14 protein-coding genes and 1 riboswitch are annotated in these 15571 nt (G+C 71.2%); of the genes, 7 read left to right on the top strand and 7 right to left on the bottom strand.

What is annotated here, in order from left to right; genetic code table 11:
* Positions 1–61 precede the first annotated feature (61 nt).
* Positions 62–1333 carry an extracellular solute-binding protein gene (locus tag CYQ11_RS21220; RefSeq protein WP_099201249.1) on the bottom strand — a complete coding sequence of 424 codons (1272 nt, stop codon included), beginning with the start codon at positions 1331–1333 and terminating at the stop codon, positions 62–64.
* Positions 1334–1577: 244 nt separating this feature from the next.
* On the opposite strand from CYQ11_RS21220, the gene CYQ11_RS21215 reads away from it, so the two are divergent.
* The 7 genes from CYQ11_RS21215 to CYQ11_RS21185 all read left to right on the top strand — a co-directional run bounded on the left by CYQ11_RS21215 (position 1578) and on the right by CYQ11_RS21185 (position 9655).
* Complete coding sequence (locus tag CYQ11_RS21215) at positions 1578–2342, top strand: GntR family transcriptional regulator (protein WP_099201250.1); 765 nt, start codon at positions 1578–1580, stop codon at positions 2340–2342.
* 129 nt (positions 2343–2471) lie between these two features.
* On the top strand, positions 2472–2975 hold the full coding sequence (locus tag CYQ11_RS21210) for a hypothetical protein (RefSeq protein ID WP_099201251.1): 504 nt from the start codon (positions 2472–2474) through the stop codon (positions 2973–2975).
* Between the two features lie 162 nt (positions 2976–3137).
* Positions 3138–3407 carry a DUF3311 domain-containing protein gene (locus CYQ11_RS21205; protein WP_099201252.1) on the top strand — a complete coding sequence of 90 codons (270 nt, stop codon included), beginning with the start codon at positions 3138–3140 and terminating at the stop codon, positions 3405–3407.
* Complete coding sequence (gene mctP / locus CYQ11_RS21200) at positions 3404–5035, top strand: monocarboxylate uptake permease MctP (protein WP_099201253.1); 1632 nt, start codon at positions 3404–3406, stop codon at positions 5033–5035. Before CYQ11_RS21205 ends, mctP begins: the two co-directional genes overlap by 4 nt.
* A 370-nt stretch (positions 5036–5405) precedes the next feature.
* Positions 5406–5536, top strand: a riboswitch (cobalamin riboswitch).
* 171 nt (positions 5537–5707) lie between these two features.
* A complete protein-coding gene (locus CYQ11_RS21195) occupies positions 5708–8110 on the top strand; it encodes a ribonucleoside-diphosphate reductase subunit alpha (protein WP_099201254.1) in 2403 nt (800 codons plus the stop codon).
* On the top strand, positions 8110–9126 hold the full coding sequence (locus tag CYQ11_RS21190) for a ribonucleotide-diphosphate reductase subunit beta (RefSeq protein ID WP_099201255.1): 1017 nt from the start codon (positions 8110–8112) through the stop codon (positions 9124–9126). The genes CYQ11_RS21195 and CYQ11_RS21190 overlap by 1 nt, the downstream gene beginning before the upstream one ends.
* A 103-nt stretch (positions 9127–9229) precedes the next feature.
* Positions 9230–9655, top strand: a complete 426-nt coding sequence (locus CYQ11_RS21185; RefSeq protein WP_099201256.1) for a YciI family protein — start codon at positions 9230–9232, stop codon at positions 9653–9655.
* 46 nt (positions 9656–9701) lie between these two features.
* On the opposite strand, the gene def is transcribed toward CYQ11_RS21185, so the two are convergent.
* The 6 genes from def to CYQ11_RS21155 form a co-directional block, all read right to left on the bottom strand.
* Positions 9702–10349 (bottom strand): peptide deformylase, encoded by a 648-nt coding sequence (def, locus tag CYQ11_RS21180; protein ID WP_099201257.1) that lies wholly within the window; start codon positions 10347–10349, stop codon positions 9702–9704.
* A gap of 91 nt (positions 10350–10440) precedes the next feature.
* Complete coding sequence (locus CYQ11_RS21175; protein WP_099201258.1) at positions 10441–11427, bottom strand: tetratricopeptide repeat protein; 987 nt, start codon at positions 11425–11427, stop codon at positions 10441–10443.
* Positions 11428–11695: 268 nt separating this feature from the next.
* The gene (locus CYQ11_RS21170) at positions 11696–13012 is read right to left on the bottom strand and encodes an HD-GYP domain-containing protein (RefSeq protein ID WP_240003575.1); all 1317 of its coding nucleotides are present in this window, start codon (positions 13010–13012) and stop codon (positions 11696–11698) included.
* A complete protein-coding gene (locus CYQ11_RS21165; protein ID WP_099201259.1) occupies positions 13009–14352 on the bottom strand; it encodes an HD-GYP domain-containing protein in 1344 nt (447 codons plus the stop codon). The genes CYQ11_RS21170 and CYQ11_RS21165 overlap by 4 nt, the downstream gene beginning before the upstream one ends.
* 179 nt (positions 14353–14531) lie before the next feature.
* The gene (gene rsrA, locus CYQ11_RS21160) at positions 14532–14864 is read right to left on the bottom strand and encodes a mycothiol system anti-sigma-R factor (RefSeq protein ID WP_099201260.1); all 333 of its coding nucleotides are present in this window, start codon (positions 14862–14864) and stop codon (positions 14532–14534) included.
* A complete protein-coding gene (locus CYQ11_RS21155) occupies positions 14861–15547 on the bottom strand; it encodes a sigma-70 family RNA polymerase sigma factor (protein WP_240003608.1) in 687 nt (228 codons plus the stop codon). The genes rsrA and CYQ11_RS21155 overlap by 4 nt, the downstream gene beginning before the upstream one ends.
* Positions 15548–15571 lie beyond the last annotated feature (24 nt).

The following is a 15571-nucleotide window of genomic DNA, read 5'->3' as shown; positions in this document are numbered from 1 at the left end:
TGCGTCTACGCGTTTCCGTACGGGCCGGCGCCGTGGGCCTGCCCGTACGGAAAGCGGCGGGTCACTGCTTCTGGCTGAGGCGCTTGTTCATGTCGGCCTCGACCTGCTTGGCGGCTTCCTCGGGGGACTTGCCGTTCAGGACGGCCGTCATGTAGGCCTTGATCGGGTTGGGCGCGTTCTCGACGTTGGCCCATTCGGGGATCAGCGGCGTGGTGCCGCCGCTCTTGGCGGCGGGCGCGGCGGCCTCGGCGACGGCGTTGCCCTTCACGTGGGCCAGCAGGGCGTCCTTGTTGGGGATGGAGCCGACCTCCTTGGCCAGCGCGCCCTCGTTCTTGTCGGACAGCGCGATCTTCAGGAACTCCTTGGCGAGGTCCTTCTTCTTGCTGCCCTCGGCGACGGCGAGGTTGGAGCCGCCGAGGAACACGCCCTCGGGCTTGTCGGCGCTCTCACCGGGGACGGTGAAGTAGCCGATGTCCTTCTTGATCTCCGGGTTGGCCTTGACCGCGGTGTCGGCCTCCCAGCCCATGCCGATGAACGCGCCGGTCTTCCCCTTGGCGAAGACGTCCGCCTGCTGCGGGGTGGCCTCGTCCTTGTCCTTGGGGGCCTTGCTGAAGGACTGGTACTGCTTGTAGACCTCCATGGCCTTGGCGACCTTCGGGTCGCCGAGGTTGGAGACGTACTTCTTGCCGTCCTTCTTCACCAGGTCGGCGCCGGCGCCGATGGTCAGGCCGTCGAAGAAGTACCAGTTCTGGCCCGGGAGGTAGAGGGGCTCGGCCTCGCCCTTGCTCTGAATCGCTTCGAGGTCCTTGAAGAACTCGGCCCGGGTCCTGGGGACGTCCGTGATGCCCGCGTCGGCCCAGATCTTCTTGTTGTAGACGACGACGCGGTTGGCCGCCCACCAGGGGGCGGCGTACTGCTTGCCCTCGAAGACGGACGGCTTGTTGAGGGACTCGGTCCAGTCCCCGCCGATCTCCTTCTTCAGGTCGTCGAGCTCCGCGAGGCCGCCGGTCTCGGCGTAGGACGGGGTCTGGGTGTTGCCGATCTCGATGACGTCCGGGGGTGTGGACTCGGAGAGGGCGGTGGTCAGCTTCTGCTGGATGCCGTCCCACTTCTGGATCTGGATGTCCAGCTTCGCCCCGGTCTTCTGTTCGAACTCGGTCTTGACCGCGTCCGTCCAGCCCGCAGGATTCGAGCCATCCATGAACCAGACGGTCAGGGTCTTGCCCCGGGAACCGCCGGCGTCGGTCGCCTTGTCACTGTCGCTGGACCCACAGGCCGCAACACTCACCAACATGGCCGCGACACCCGTCGCCGCTATGAGCCCACGCTTCACAGCACTCTCCTCAAGGACCGAATGTGGTCTTTAATGGTTTAGACCAGTGCCCGCAGCTTGGCCTAGACCTTTTGGGGTGTCAAGGGTGTATAAGAGTCGCTGTCGGCTCCGTTACCGGACCGACACCTCAAGGTCGAGCCGGGTATCTCCGGTCCCCTCGGGCTCGGCCCGTGCCACCATGTGACCGCTATAGACGGAGGAGCCGGTGACGGCAGCAGGATCATCGGAGTCGGGAAGGCACGCCATGGCGACCGAGGGCGGGACAGCGGAGAGCGGCGCTTCGGGCGGTGCGCGGACGGCGCGCGTTCCCAAGTATTACCGCCTCAAACGCCACTTGCTGGAAATGACCGAAACCATGCCCCCGGGCACCCCGGTCCCCCCGGAGCGCACGCTCGCCGCCGAGTTCGACACCTCGCGCACCACGGTGCGTCAGGCCCTCCAGGAACTGGTCGTCGAGGGGCGGCTGGAGCGCATCCAGGGCAAGGGGACCTTCGTCGCGAAGCCGAAGGTCTCCCAGGCGCTGCAACTGACCTCCTACACGGAGGACATGCGCGCCCAGGGCCTGGAGCCCACCTCCCAGCTCCTCGACATCGGCTACGTCACCGCCGACGACCGCCTCGCCCGGCTGCTGGACATCACCACGGGCGGCCGCGTCCTGCGCATCGAACGGCTGCGACTCGCCAGCGGCGAGCCCATGGCCATCGAGACCACCCATCTGTCGGCGAAGCGCTTCCCGGCCCTGCGCCGGAGCCTGGCGAAGTACACCTCGCTCTACACGGCCCTCGCCGAGGTGTACGGCATCCACCTCGCCGAGGCGGAGGAGACCATCGAGACGTCCCTGGCCACGCCCCGCGAGGCGGGCCTGCTGGGCACGGACGTGGGCCTGCCCATGCTCATGCTCTCCCGCCACTCGCTGGACGCGGAGGGCAAGCCGGTGGAGTGGGTCAGGTCGGTGTACCGGGGCGACCGGTACAAGTTCGTGGCCCGGCTGCGCCGCCCGGCCGAGTGACCCCCGGCCGAGTGACCCCTGGCCGGGCGGCGCCCCGGGGGGGGCGTCCCGTGGGTGTCGCGTAGGGGTCCGGTGCACGACTTGGCCCTGGAGCCCGGACCGCCGGAAGCGACCACGTACGGTGGCGGGATGAGCCACGCCGTCGATGCCGTCGATGCCGCCGCGATCGCCCTCAATGAGCGCTCCTGGACCCCTTCGGACTACGAGCTGACCCTCGCCCGGGACTTCCTGACCCGTCGCGACGGACTGCCGCCCCGCCTCCTGCCGGGCATGCCCGCCTGCCCCAGCCCCCAGGGCTGGGTGACCCAGCACGTGCTGTGGCTGGAGGACGTGTCCCACCTCGCGGACGGGCTGCTGGCGGCCTGGCGCGACTGGCTGGCGGACGGCCCCATGGTGGCGCTCCTGGCCGCGTACGCGAACCTGGCCCGCTCGGCCGTCCCCCTCGCCGCGCAGCTCGCCCAGGACTGGGCCGCCGAGTGGCAGGCACCGCCCTCGGCGCAGGAGACCTCGTGGTGGGAGGACTGGCGGCTGCCGGCCGAACAGCGACGGCAGATAGACGCCTTGACGGATCGTCTGATCATGGCGGGGGCCGTGGTGGTGATGGCCGTGAACCGCGGGGAGACGGGTCGCTGAGCGCCGCGCGCGGTACGGGCCGGACGGCGGCGGGCGACACCGCCGCCCCCGGCCCCGCGGCGTTGTCATACCGATATGCGGATAGGGGGTGACGTCCGGAGGCTCCCTCCCCTAGATTTCCTGCGCATTACGCAAGTGATCGCGCAGGGACGGAGTCACCGCATGTCGGAACCACCCGAGCAACCACCCGCGGACGGCCGCAAACCGGTCGTGCCCGTTCCGCTGTTCGTCGCGGGCGTATGCCTCGCGATCCCCTTCGTGGCGATGCTGTGGGTCGGCTCCTATGCCCGGGTCACCCCGTCCTTTATAGGAATCCCCTTCTTCTACTGGTACCAGATGCTGTGGGTCGTCATATCGACCCTGCTCACGGTCATCGCCTACGTGCTCGTACGACGTCATGAGCGGACGCGCGGAAGGGGTGCGGGCCGATGAAGGACGGCGTCAACGGCGTGGCACTCGCCGTGTTCATCTTCTTCTTCCTCGCGGTCACCGTCATGGGCTTCATGGCCGCGAAATGGCGGCGGGCCGAGAACGCGGAAAACCTCGACGAATGGGGCCTCGGCGGCCGTTCGTTCGGTACCTGGGTCACCTGGTTCCTGCTGGGCGGCGACCTCTATACCGCGTATACGTTCGTAGCCGTACCGGCCGCCATTTACGCGGGCGGCGCGGCCGGGTTCTTCGCGGTGCCGTACACGATCCTGTGCTATCCGCTGGTCTTCACCTTCCTCCCCCGCCTGTGGTCGGTCGCCCACCGGCACGGATACGTCACCTCCTCGGACTTCGTCCGGGGCCGGTTCGGCTCGAAGGGCCTCTCGCTCGCCCTGGCCCTGACCGGCATCCTCGCGACGATGCCGTACATCGCGCTGCAACTGGTGGGCATCCAGGCGGTGCTCGACGTCATGGGCGTCGGCGGCGGGGCGGACGCGAACTGGTTCGTCAAGGACCTTCCCCTGCTCATCGCCTTCGGCGTGCTCGCGGCGTACACCTACTCGTCCGGCCTGCGCGCACCGGCGCTGATCGCGTTCGTCAAGGACGCCCTGATCTACATCGTCATCGTGGTGGCGATCATCTACATCCCCATCAAACTGGGCGGATTCGACGACATCTTCGCGAAGGCGGGCGAGGCCTTCTCCGCAAAGAACCCGGCCACCGGCAAGCCGCGCGGCTCCCTCGTCCCCGGACCCGACGCCCAGTGGGCGTACGCCACGCTGGCCATGGGCTCCGCGATGGCCCTCTTCCTCTACCCCCACTCGGTGACGGCCGTCCTCTCCAGCAGGAGCCGCAACGTCATCCGCCGCAACACCACCATCCTCCCCCTCTACTCGCTCATGCTGGGCCTGCTGGCGATGCTGGGCTTCATGGCCATCGCGGCCGGGGTGAAGGTGAAGAACGGCCAGCTGGCGATCCCCCAGCTGTTCGAGGACATGTTCCCCGACTGGTTCACCGGCGTGGCCTTCGCGGCGATAGGCATCGGCGCGCTCGTCCCGGCGGCGATCATGTCGATCGCGGCGGCGAACCTCTTCACCCGCAACATCTACAAGGACTTCCTCAAGCCGGACGCGACGCCGGCGCACGAGGCGAAGGTGTCCAAGCTGGCCTCCCTGCTGGTGAAGGTGGGCGCGCTGGTCTTCGTCCTCACGATGGACAAAACAGTGGCCATCAATTTCCAGCTGCTGGGTGGCATCTGGATCCTCCAGACCGTCCCGGCCCTGGTGGGCGGGCTCTTCACGCGCTGGTTCCACCGCTGGGCGCTGCTGGCGGGCTGGGCGGCCGGCATGGCGTACGGGACCTGGCGGGCGTACGACACGCCGAGCGCGACCCAGGACCACTTCGGCAACACGAACCTGATCCCGCTGATCGGTGAGAAGGGATACATCGGTCTGACCGCCTTCGTCCTGAACGTCCTCGTGGTCGTCGTCCTCACCTTCGTCCTGAAGGCGGTGGGCGCCCCGGACGGCGTGGACCAGACGAAGCCGTCGGACTACACCGCCGACGCGGGCGACCCGGGCGTGGAGCGGGAGCTGCCCCCGGCGACGGCGGGGGTGCCGGGAGGCCACTGAGGCTTCCGCCTCCTCCACCCGAGCAGCCGCGGCCGACCGCGCCGCCCGGACCGGTTCCACCGGCCGGGCGGCGCGGTCGTTCGTCGTTCCCCCCACCCCCGCGCCGGGCCCGACGGGCGCCGACCGGGGCAACCTCCCCGGCACCCGGCCGGGGCCGGCCGAAGCACCCCCCGAAGGCCCCCAGCCACCCCTCTGGCGCCCTCGCCGCACCCTTCCCGTCACCCGGCACACCGGGGCCCCCGCGCGTCCTCCCACGCCCCGTGACGGCTCTCCCGGAACACCCCAACACCCCACCCCGCTACCACATTCCGCAACCACTTCATGACGGCCCGACACAACATGTGGGGGTGCCTCCGAGGCCCAGCACTAGATGTATGCTCGTGCTCGCTGTCGTCGCAGGGGAATCCGGTGGAAATCCGGAACTGTCCCGCAACGGTGTATGTGTGCGCATATACCAGGCGCACCTGAAGTCCGAGGACCTGCCGCCAGCGCGCCCACCACCGAGCCTGCCCTTGGCTCGGCTATGGGCGTTGAATTCGTCCGGGCCTCGAGGGGTGGGCCGGCGGACGCCTACGAGCCACGCCCTGGCACACGCCAGCGATGCGTGCCCGTAGGCGACCGTCGTGCGCTCCCAGACGCGGCCCACCCAGCCGAGCGAGGGAGAGCCCCACCGTGACCATCGCGCCCGCGGATCTAGAGTCAGGTCCCGTCTCAGCGAACGCGGAAGCGACCGGCGGCCCCGGGACCGCGCTGCTGCGGACCCTGACCGATCTCACCGCCGACCTTCCGGCCACCGACCCGGGCAAGGTCGCCGCCGCCGCGCTGCGCGGCCGGCACCCCGGTTCGGACGAGGCCGAGCTGCGGTCCCTCGCGACCGAGGCCGCGGCCGGGCTGATCGCCGAGGAGCCCGAGTACTCCCGGCTCGCCGCGCGGCTGCTCACCCGGGCCATCGCCGACGAGGCGGCCGGCCAGGGCGCGACCTCCTTCTCCGCCTCCGTCGAGGTCGGGCACCGCGAGGGCCTGATCGCCGACGAGACGGCCGCCTTCGTGCGGACGCACGCCGCCCGGCTGGACGCCCTCGTGGACGCCGCCCTCGCCGACGGCGCCGACGACCGCTTCGGCTACTTCGGCCTGCGCACCCTGCACAGCCGCTACCTGCTGCGCCACCCCATCCACCGCGACGTGATCGAGACCCCGCAGCACTTCCTGCTGCGCGTGGCCTGCGGTCTGGCCGAGAACCACTCGGAGCAGGCCCTGGACGACGTCGCGGAGCTGTACCGGCTGACCAGCACGCTGTCGTACCTGCCCTCCTCCCCCACGCTCTTCAACTCCGGCACCCGCCACCCGCAGATGTCGTCCTGCTACCTGCTGGACTCGCCGCTGGACGAGCTGGACTCGATCTACGACCGCTACCACCAGGTGGCGCGGCTGTCGAAGCACGCGGGCGGCATCGGCCTGTCCTACTCCCGCATCCGCTCCCGCGGCTCGCTCATCCGCGGCACCAACGGCCACTCCAACGGCATCGTGCCGTTCCTGCGGACGCTCGACGCCTCCGTCGCGGCCGTCAACCAGGGCGGCCGCCGCAAGGGCGCGGCCTGCGTCTACCTGGAGACCTGGCACGCGGACATCGAGGAGTTCCTGGAGCTCCGCGACAACACCGGTGAGGAGGCCCGCCGCACCCACAACCTCAACATCGCGCACTGGATCCCGGACGAGTTCATGCGCCGCGTCGAGGCGGACGCGGACTGGTCGCTGTTCTCCCCCGCGGACACCCCGGACCTGGTCGACCTCTACGGCGACGAGTTCGACGCCGCGTACCGCGCCTACGAGGCCGCGGGCAAGGCCGTCAAGCAGATCCCGGCCCGGGTGCTCTACGCCCGCATGATGCGCACCCTCGCGCAGACCGGCAACGGCTGGATGACGTTCAAGGACGCCGCCAACCGCACCGCCAACCAGACGGCCGAGAAGGGCAAGGTCGTCCACTCCTCGAACCTCTGCACCGAGATCCTCGAGGTCACCGACGACGGCGAGACCGCCGTCTGCAACCTCGGCTCGGTCAACCTCGCCGCCCACTTGGGCACCGACGGCGAGATGGACTGGGAGAAGCTCGACCGCACGGTCCGCACGGCCGTCACGTTCCTCGACCGCGTCGTGGACATCAACTTCTACCCGACCGAGCAGGCCGGCAACTCCAACAGCCGCTGGCGCCCGGTGGGCCTGGGCCTGATGGGTCTGCAGGACGTCTTCTTCCGCCTGCGCCTGCCCTTCGACTCCGCCGAGGCGAAGGAGCTGTCGACCCGGATCTCCGAGCGGATCATGCTCGCGGCGTACGAGGCGTCCGCCGACCTCGCCGAGCGGCACGGCCCGCACCCGGCCTGGTCCGCCACCCGCACCGCGCGCGGCGTGCTGCACCCCGACCACTACCCGAACGCCGTCCCCGGCTGGGCGGACCGCTGGGAGGCGCTGCGCGCGCGCATCGGCGAGGTCGGCATGCGCAACTCGCTGCTGCTGGCGATCGCCCCGACGGCGACCATCGCCTCCATCGCGGGCGTCTACGAGTGCATCGAGCCGCAGGTCTCCAACCTCTTCAAGCGCGAGACGCTCTCGGGTGAGTTCCTCCAGGTCAACACCTACCTGGTGGAGGACCTGAAGAAGCTCGGCGTGTGGGACCGCACGACCCGTGACGCCATGACCGACGCCAACGGCTCGATCCAGGACATGAAGTGGATCCCGCAGGAGGTGCGCGACCTGTACCGCACCGCCTGGGAGATCCCGCAGCGCTTCCTGATCGACATGGCCGCGGCCCGCACCCCGTACCTGGACCAGAGCCAGTCGCTGAACCTCTTCATGGCCTCGCCCACCATCGGCAAGCTCAGCTCGATGTACGCGTACGCCTGGAAGCAGGGCATCAAGACGACGTACTACCTGCGCTCGCGTCCGGCCACCCGGATCGCCCGCGCGGCGTCCGGCGGTGCCGCCGCCCCCGCCACCATCCCCGTGCAGCAGGCCGCGCCCGACGCGGACGCCATCGCCTGCTCCCTTGAGAACCCCGAGTCCTGCGAGGCCTGCCAGTAATGAGCTCCACCGAACAGAAGAACCTGCTGGACCCGGGCTTCGAACTGACCCTGCGTCCCATGCGGTACCCGGACTTCTACGACCGCTACCGCGACGCGATCAAGAACACCTGGACCGTCGAGGAGGTCGACCTCCACTCGGACGTCGCCGACCTCGCCAAGCTCTCCCCGGGTGAGCAGCACATGATCGGCCGCCTCGTCGCGTTCTTCGCGACCGGCGACTCGATCGTGGCCAACAACCTCGTGCTGACGCTGTACAAGCACATCAACTCCCCCGAGGCGCGCCTCTACCTGTCGCGGCAGCTGTTCGAGGAGGCCGTGCACGTCCAGTTCTATCTGACGCTGCTCGACACCTACCTGCCCGACCCGGAGGAGCGCGCGGCGGCCTTCGACGCGGTGGAGAACATCCCCTCCATCCGCGACAAGGCGCAGTTCTGCTTCAAGTGGATCAACGAGGTCGAGAAGATCGACCGGCTGGAGACGAAGGCCGACCGCCGTCGCTTCCTGCTCAACCTGATCTGCTTCGCCGCCTGCATCGAGGGCCTGTTCTTCTACGGCGCCTTCGCCTACGTGTACTGGTTCCGCAGCCGCGGTCTGCTGCACGGCCTGGCGACCGGCACCAACTGGGTGTTCCGCGACGAGACCATGCACATGAACTTCGCGTTCGAGGTCGTGGACACCGTCCGCCAGGAGGAGCCCGAGCTCTTCGACGCCGAGCTCGAGCAGCAGGTCACGGACATGCTGAAGGAGGCCGTCGAGGCGGAGCTGCAGTTCGGCCGCGACCTGTGCGGCGAGGGCCTGCCGGGCATGAACACCGAGTCCATGCGCGAGTACCTCCAGTGCGTGGCCGACCAGCGTCTGCAGCGCCTGGGCTTCAAGCCGGTCTTCGGCTCGGAGAACCCGTTCTCCTTCATGGAGCTGCAGAACGTCCAGGAGCTGACCAACTTCTTCGAGCGCCGCGCCTCCGCGTACCAGGTGGCGGTCGAGGGCACGGTCGCCTTCGACGACGACTTCTGATCCCCCCGAAGAATGTGACCCTCGCGGGTTAAATCCCCGCCCACGCGGCATCGCGTGTCTCCCGTCCGGGAACCCAGTGAACCCGGACGAACGGAGACACGCGATGCCGCGTTTTATGATGATCGTCAAGGCGAGTGAGGAATCCGAGGCCGGCATGATGCCGACCAAGCAGATGATCGCCGACATGAGCCGGTACAACGAGGAGCTGGCCGGGGCGGGCGCGATGCTCGCCGGTGACGGGCTGCACCCCACCTCCAAGGGGGCGCGCGTGAGCTATTCCGGGGGCACCCCGGTCGTCACGGAAGGGCCCTTCGGGAACACCCGCGACCTGGTCGCCGGCTACTGGATCATCCAGGTCGGCTCCATGGACGAGGCCCTGGAGTGGGCCCGGCGCATCCCCTTCGAGGAGGGCGAGGTCGAGGTCCGGCAGGTCTTCGAGCCCTCCGACTTCCCGGCCGACGTCCTCTCCCCCGAGGACGCGGCCCGCGAGGAGTCGCTGCGCGAAGAACTGCGGCGGCGGCAGAGCTGAGACCCCAGCCCTGCCGCCGCCGTGGTCGTGCGGTGCGCGGCGCGCGTCAGTCGTTCGCCACGACCGGGTAGCGCGGGGTGCCCTCGGCCATCTGCTTCAGCGCGTCCTTGCGGTCCCGCTTCGACAGGCGGTCGATGTACAGGTAGCCGTACAGGTGGTCGGTCTCGTGCTGGAGGCAGCGCGCGAAGTAGCCCGTGCCCTCGACCGCGATCGGGTTGCCGTGCATGTCCTGGCCGCGGACGACCGCGTAGTCGGGGCGGGCCAGAGCGGCGTAGGCGGTCGGGACCGAGAGGCAGCCCTCGTTGGAGTCGTCGAGGAGGCGGCGCTCGGCCGGCAGCTCGTCGAGGACCGGGTTGCAGACGTGGCCGACGTGCCGGACGCCCTCGTCGTCCATGCAGTCGTACACGAAGACCTTCAGGTCGACGCCGATCTGGTTGGCGGCGAGGCCGACGCCCTCGGCCGTGCGCTGGCTGGCGAACATGTCGTCGATGAGCTTCGCCAGCTCGTCGTCGAACTCCGTGACGTTCTTGCACTCCTTGTGCAGGACGGGGTTGCCGACCACGGTGATCGGGCGGGAGGTGCCCCGCTCGCGGTGGGCGCGCTCGCGCTCCTCGCAGTCCTCGGTGTCCACGATGAACTCGCGGGCCTCGCCCGACTCGTCGTTCACCGGCTGCTGAGTGTCTTGCTGCGCCATGTCCGCCGTATGCCTCTCTCACAACCCGAAAGCACTATCTTGCCCTGAAACCACGGGGCCCCGTACAGGGTACGGGGACCGTGGCGGCCGATCAGCAGACCTCTTCGAGATCCCGCCACTCCCGGGTGTCGGGGCTGTCGGCGACCCAGCCGTCCAGCAGGCCGCGCACCAGGCCCGCCGGCGCGGCGATGCCGCACTCGCGCTCGGGCACCCACAGGGAGCCGGAGCCGGCGGTGCGGTGGCCGAGCGGGCCGGGGTGGCCGGGCTCGCTGTGGTCGTGCGGGTCCAGGTGCTCGCCGTCGCCCTCGTCGCTGGGCATCCTGCTCTCCGAGCAGGTGCGGCACAGCAGCCGCACGGACGAGGACCAGTCCTCGGCGGCGAAGCCCGCGTCGGCCGCGAGCCGCTCCAGGGCGTCCCGGTCGGCCTCCGTGGCCGCCTCCAGCAGCACCACCCAGGTGGGGACGGGCGAGGGGGCCCACAGCTCGATCTCGTCGAAGACCGGGTAGGAGGGGCCAGCGGCGGTGACCCGCTCGCCGTGCGGGACGCCGTCGTGCAGCACGACCTCGCCCCAGCGGCGGCCGGAGGACGGCAGCGGGATGGAGAGCACCTCGATCCGCGCCGGGTCGAGCCGGCGGCCCCAGACGACCTCGGCCTCGCCCTCCGGGGAGAGCCGCACGGCCGCGCTGCCCAGCTCCATGCCGGCCGGCTCGCCGGCCGGGCCGCCCTCGCCGGGGACCTTGAGCCCGTACGCCTGCCAGGCGCGGCGGGCCAGCGGCCAGTCCTGGAGGGCGGTGGCGGCGATGCCCACGTTCCACCAGTCCGGGGCGCCCGCCTCGCGGTCCAGCAGTGCCACCGCGCGCAGGCCGGCGGCGCGGGCCTGCTCCCAGTCGTGCCGGAACTTGTGCAGCAGCGCGAGGTTGAACCACGACTCGGACAACCATGGCTCCATGTCGGCCGCGCGCGTGAGCAGCGCGCCCGCGTCCTCGTACCGGCCGTCGCCGATGAGCGTGAAGGCACGGTCGGTGGCCTGCCGCCACGAGGCGGAAGGCCGGTGCCGTACCTTGCCGAAGATCCTCACGATTCCCGCCTGCCGGTTTCTGCGTGCGACCACGCCGGTTGGACCGCGTGACGGCCGCCGTCCTCCCTGACGGCGCGCTGCCACACCACGACTGCTCCGGGGAGCGGCTGTACCCACCGGTCCTTCTTGCCGACAACGGTGCGCACGACACCCCCCGATTTCCGCTTTCTCGCCATTCTCTTCGTCTTCTTCGCATCCAACCATGCCCCTTCGGACGCCCGCTCATTACCCGTGGGTTCAGCGGGCTGGTCAGGGGTCGGCAGGGGGCTCACGAGCCGGAGGGTGCGGGGCGGCCCCTGGCGAGCACCGTGGCGAGCGCCTCCACCACCCGGGGCTCGTGGTCGTGCGCTGTGGCCAGGCGGAGCCGCTCCAGGGCGCGCAGGGGGCCGCACGCGGGGTCGGCGGCGTAGTCGTCGTAGGCGTTGACCGTCCGGACGACACGCGCCGTGAGCGGCTGGTCCCGGTACGGATCCGCCTGCCGCTCGACCACCAGGGCGACTTCCGGGGGGACCCCGGTCTGGCGCACCACGGCGCCGCCCAGCATGGCGATGCGGCGCCGCTGCTCGGCGGGCAGCGGCTCGGTGGCCCCGGCGGGCAGCGGTTCGGTCAGGGAGAGCTGGCCGACGTCGTGCATCAGGGCCGCGTACTCCACGACGGTGAGCTCGGCCCGGGACAGGCCCAGCTCGCGGCCCACGGCCCTGCCGAGCGCCGCCACCCGGCGGGCGTGGCCGGCGGGGGTGTAGCCGGCGATCTCCGTGGCCCTGGCCAGGGAGGCGATGGTCTGGCGGCGGGTGGCCCGGACGGCCTCGTAGCGGTGGAGGGACAGCTGGGTGACCAGCAGCGGCAGGCAGAACACCGGCAGCGCCCACAGGCCCGCGGCGGCCACCGCGAGGGCCATCACCACGCCGGTCGCACCGATCGCCGACCCGATGCCGGGCAGGGCCCGCAGCTCCTCGCGCAGCACCGGGCCGTACGCGCCGCCGGCGCGGGCTCGGGTGAGGACGGCGGCGACGACGGCGTCGCACAGGGCGGTGAGCGCGAGGAGGAGCAGCAGGAAAAGGGCGTAGTACGGGCTGTGGGCGGGCCACCGGCCGAGGACGCCGCAGGCGTGCAGGGGCTGGAAGCAGGTGGCGGCGAAGCCGGCGTTGAGCACGCGCCGGGCGAGCCGGTCGAGCGCGGGCGGGCGGCCGACGGCGCCGGCGAGGGTGGCGCCGAGCACGACGGCGACGACCTGGGGGGCGCCGTGCGAGGCGGGCTCCCCGCCGATCTCGCCGAGCAGGGCGTAGGCGAGCGTCCCGGCGGAGCCCAGGGGGGCGGTGTCGCGGGCCGCCGCGGGCCGCCGCCGCGCGGCCTCGCCGAGGGCGATGAGCACTCCGTAGGCCAGCGCCACATGGGGCTGGGCCACGCCCCGCCAGGCGGTCCAGGCCAGCGCCCCGAGGGCGGCCGCGCCGGCCGCGCCGTGCACGCCGCGCACGGCGCGGGGGCCGGTCCACCAGGTGCGCGGGGCGCCCTGGCACGTCGGGGTCCCGTCCCCGGGACGGCGGTCCTGGCGGGGTGGGCGGGGCGGTGCTCCGGGGGCCCTCATGCCCGGCCTCCCGGCCGGGCGTCGGTGCCGGCCGGCGCGCCGGGGGCCGAACAGTGATCAAGAGGGACGTTTCGGCTGACCGGAACTGCGGGTTCCTGCGGGTCCGGGGCGAAGGCCGGGTGCCAGCCGTGGCGGTCCAGGGCGCGGGCGAGGGCTGCGACCATGGCTGGGTCGAAGTGGGTGCCGGAGCAGCGGTGGAGCTCGTCGAGGGCGACCGGCACCGGGCGGGCGCGGCTGTAGCTGCGGGTGGAGGTCATGGCGTCGAAGGCGTCGGCCACGGACACCACCCGGGCGAACTCGGGGATCTGACATCCCTTCAGGCCGTAGGGGTAGCCCGTGCCGTCCAGGCGCTCGTGGTGGTGGAGGATCGCGGCGCGCGCCTCGTCGAGGAAGCCGATGCCGCGCACCATCTCGTGGCCGTATTCGGGGTGGAGCTCGATGACGCGGCGCTCCTCGGGGGTGAGCGGGCCGTCCTTGCGCAGCAGCCGGGTGGGGACGCCCAGCTTGCCGACGTCGTGCAGCGTGCCGGCGAAGCGGAGGGCTTCGAGGCGGTCGCCGGAGATGCCCAGCTCGCGGGCGATCAGCACGGAGGCGCGGCCCACGCGCTCGCTGTGGCCGCGGGTGTAGCGGTCCTTGAGGTCGACGGCCTGCACCAGGGCCCGGACCGTGGCCTGGTGTGCGGCGCGCTCCCGGCGGCAGCGGCCCTGGACCCAGGAGGAGACGGCCATCGGCAGCAGCACCAGCAGCGCGGCCGGGGGCCCGTAGGGGCTGTGCCACAGGACGGCCGTCATCAGGCCGGTCGGCCCGTGGGCCAGCGGCGGGACGAGTGCCGCCGGCAGCGGGCCGCGCCAGGCGGTGCGCGGGGAGCGGCCCTCGGCGGTGACGAGCACCCCGCCGTCGAGGGCGGTGACGACGAGGGCGAGGACGAGCGCCGCGACCAGGGCGGGCACCAGGGCGTGGGGGAAGTCGGGGGCGGTGACCACGCGGGGGGCGCCCCGTCCGTAGACGTACGAGGCGGCGTTCGCGGCGAGGGAGGACTGCGCCGCGTGCCACAGCCGGCGCAGCCACGCCGGCCGCTGTGCCACCCGCCCGGCGAGGGCGCCGGGGACGGCCACCAGCCCGGCGGCGCCCGGCGGCAGCAGGAAGGCCCCGGCGAGCAGGACGGGCAGGGTCAGGGGGCAGCGCGGCAGTCGTTCGCAGACGACGCAGACGCCGGCGAGCAGCAGCACCGGGCCCCAGGGCACCGCGGCCCCGGCCCGTACGGCGGGCAGGGCGCACACCGCGGCGGCGAGCACGGCGCACGCGATATAGGCGCGCGCCGCCGCCGGAAGTGCCCACATGGCGCGTCCTCCCCGACCCTCGGACATGGCGTCTGGATGGGGAGAATAGGCTCAGCCGCGGGCGCTGAAAGCCGCTCCGGCTATTGCGCCGTCCGTTCGGGTGACGTTCCCGGGTGCGGTGGTTTGGATCAGTAGTACCGCAGAACAGCCGAGCGGAACCGCCGGGGCGCGGCGCCGGATCAGTCCTGCTGCGCGGCGGCCTCCGCCGCCTCGGCGGCCCTCGCCTCGGCCACCACGTCCTGCTCGGGGACCGTCTGGCCGGAGCGGATCAGCTCGATCCGGCCCATGACCTTGGACCGCAGGTCGGCGGGGACGTCGTCATGGCCGCAGCAGCGCTTGACGAGCTTCTTCACGGCCTGTTCGAGGCCGTACTTCTCCAGGCACGGCGAGCATTCGTCGATGTGCACCTCGAACTTGGCGCAGTCACCTTCGGGCATCTCGTGGTCGAGGAACTCGTAGAGGTGGTCGAGGACTTCAGAGCAGTCCGTCTCGTGCGGGTCTCCGCAGCTCATGAGTCCGACCCTTTCCGGTTGTGCGACTCGTCGGAACCCTTCGGCGCGGCGGCCGTCCCGGCGGGGACGAGGCCGCGCTCGCGGGCGTAGTCCTCCAGCATGCCGCGCAGCTGACGCCGGCCGCGGTGCAGCCGGGACATCACCGTGCCGATGGGGGTACCCATGATGTCCGCGATCTCCTTGTACGCAAAGCCCTCCACATCCGCGAGGTAGACCGCGATGCGGAACTCCTCGGGAATGGCCTGGAGGGCCTCCTTGACATCGGAGTCGGGGAGGTGGTCCAGCGCCTGGGACTCGGCGGAGCGCAGTCCCGTGGACATGTGGGACTCGGCGCGCGCCAGCTGCCAGTCCTCGATCTCCTCGGACGCGCTGCGCAGCGGCTCGCGCTGCTTCTTGCGGTACGAGTTGATGAAGGTGTTGGTCAGGATGCGGTACAGCCAGGCCTTGAGGTTCGTGCCCTCGCGGAACTGGTGGAAGGAGGCGTACGCCTTGGCGTACGTCTCCTGCACCAGGTCCTCGGCGTCGGCGGGATTGCGCGTCATGCGCAGCGCCGCCGAGTACATCTGGTCCAGGAAGGTCAAGGCGTCGCGCTCGAAGCGCGCACTGCGCTCGACCGCGCTCTCGCCGGGCTCCCGTCGCTGGCTGTCATCGGCCCCCGTGTCGGTCCCAGTGACCGGACCCACCTCCTCCAACACCCTGGCGGCGCC

It is taken from the genome of Streptomyces cinnamoneus (genome assembly GCF_002939475.1).
Lineage (GTDB): Bacteria > Actinomycetota > Actinomycetes > Streptomycetales > Streptomycetaceae > Streptomyces > Streptomyces cinnamoneus_A.
Note: the sequence above shows the minus strand (reverse complement) of the source record. Positions and strands in the feature narration are given on the sequence as shown.

Excerpts from the sequence above, each read along its gene's own strand:
- mctP (WP_099201253.1), top strand. The coding sequence starts at position 3,404 with ATGAAGGACGGCGTCAACGGCGTGGCACTCGCCGTGTTCATCTTCTTC.
- rsrA (WP_099201260.1), bottom strand. The coding sequence starts at position 14,864 with ATGAGCTGCGGAGACCCGCACGAGACGGACTGCTCTGAAGTCCTCGAC.
- CYQ11_RS21190 (WP_099201255.1), top strand. The coding sequence starts at position 8,110 with ATGAGCTCCACCGAACAGAAGAACCTGCTGGACCCGGGCTTCGAACTG.
- CYQ11_RS21170 (WP_240003575.1), bottom strand. The coding sequence starts at position 13,012 with ATGAGGGCCCCCGGAGCACCGCCCCGCCCACCCCGCCAGGACCGCCGT.
- CYQ11_RS21185 (WP_099201256.1), top strand. The coding sequence starts at position 9,230 with ATGCCGCGTTTTATGATGATCGTCAAGGCGAGTGAGGAATCCGAGGCC.
- CYQ11_RS21215 (WP_099201250.1), top strand. The coding sequence starts at position 1,578 with ATGGCGACCGAGGGCGGGACAGCGGAGAGCGGCGCTTCGGGCGGTGCG.
- CYQ11_RS21165 (WP_099201259.1), bottom strand. The coding sequence starts at position 14,352 with ATGTGGGCACTTCCGGCGGCGGCGCGCGCCTATATCGCGTGCGCCGTG.
- CYQ11_RS21205 (WP_099201252.1), top strand. The coding sequence starts at position 3,138 with ATGTCGGAACCACCCGAGCAACCACCCGCGGACGGCCGCAAACCGGTC.
- def (WP_099201257.1), bottom strand. The coding sequence starts at position 10,349 with ATGGCGCAGCAAGACACTCAGCAGCCGGTGAACGACGAGTCGGGCGAG.
- CYQ11_RS21210 (WP_099201251.1), top strand. The coding sequence starts at position 2,472 with ATGAGCCACGCCGTCGATGCCGTCGATGCCGCCGCGATCGCCCTCAAT.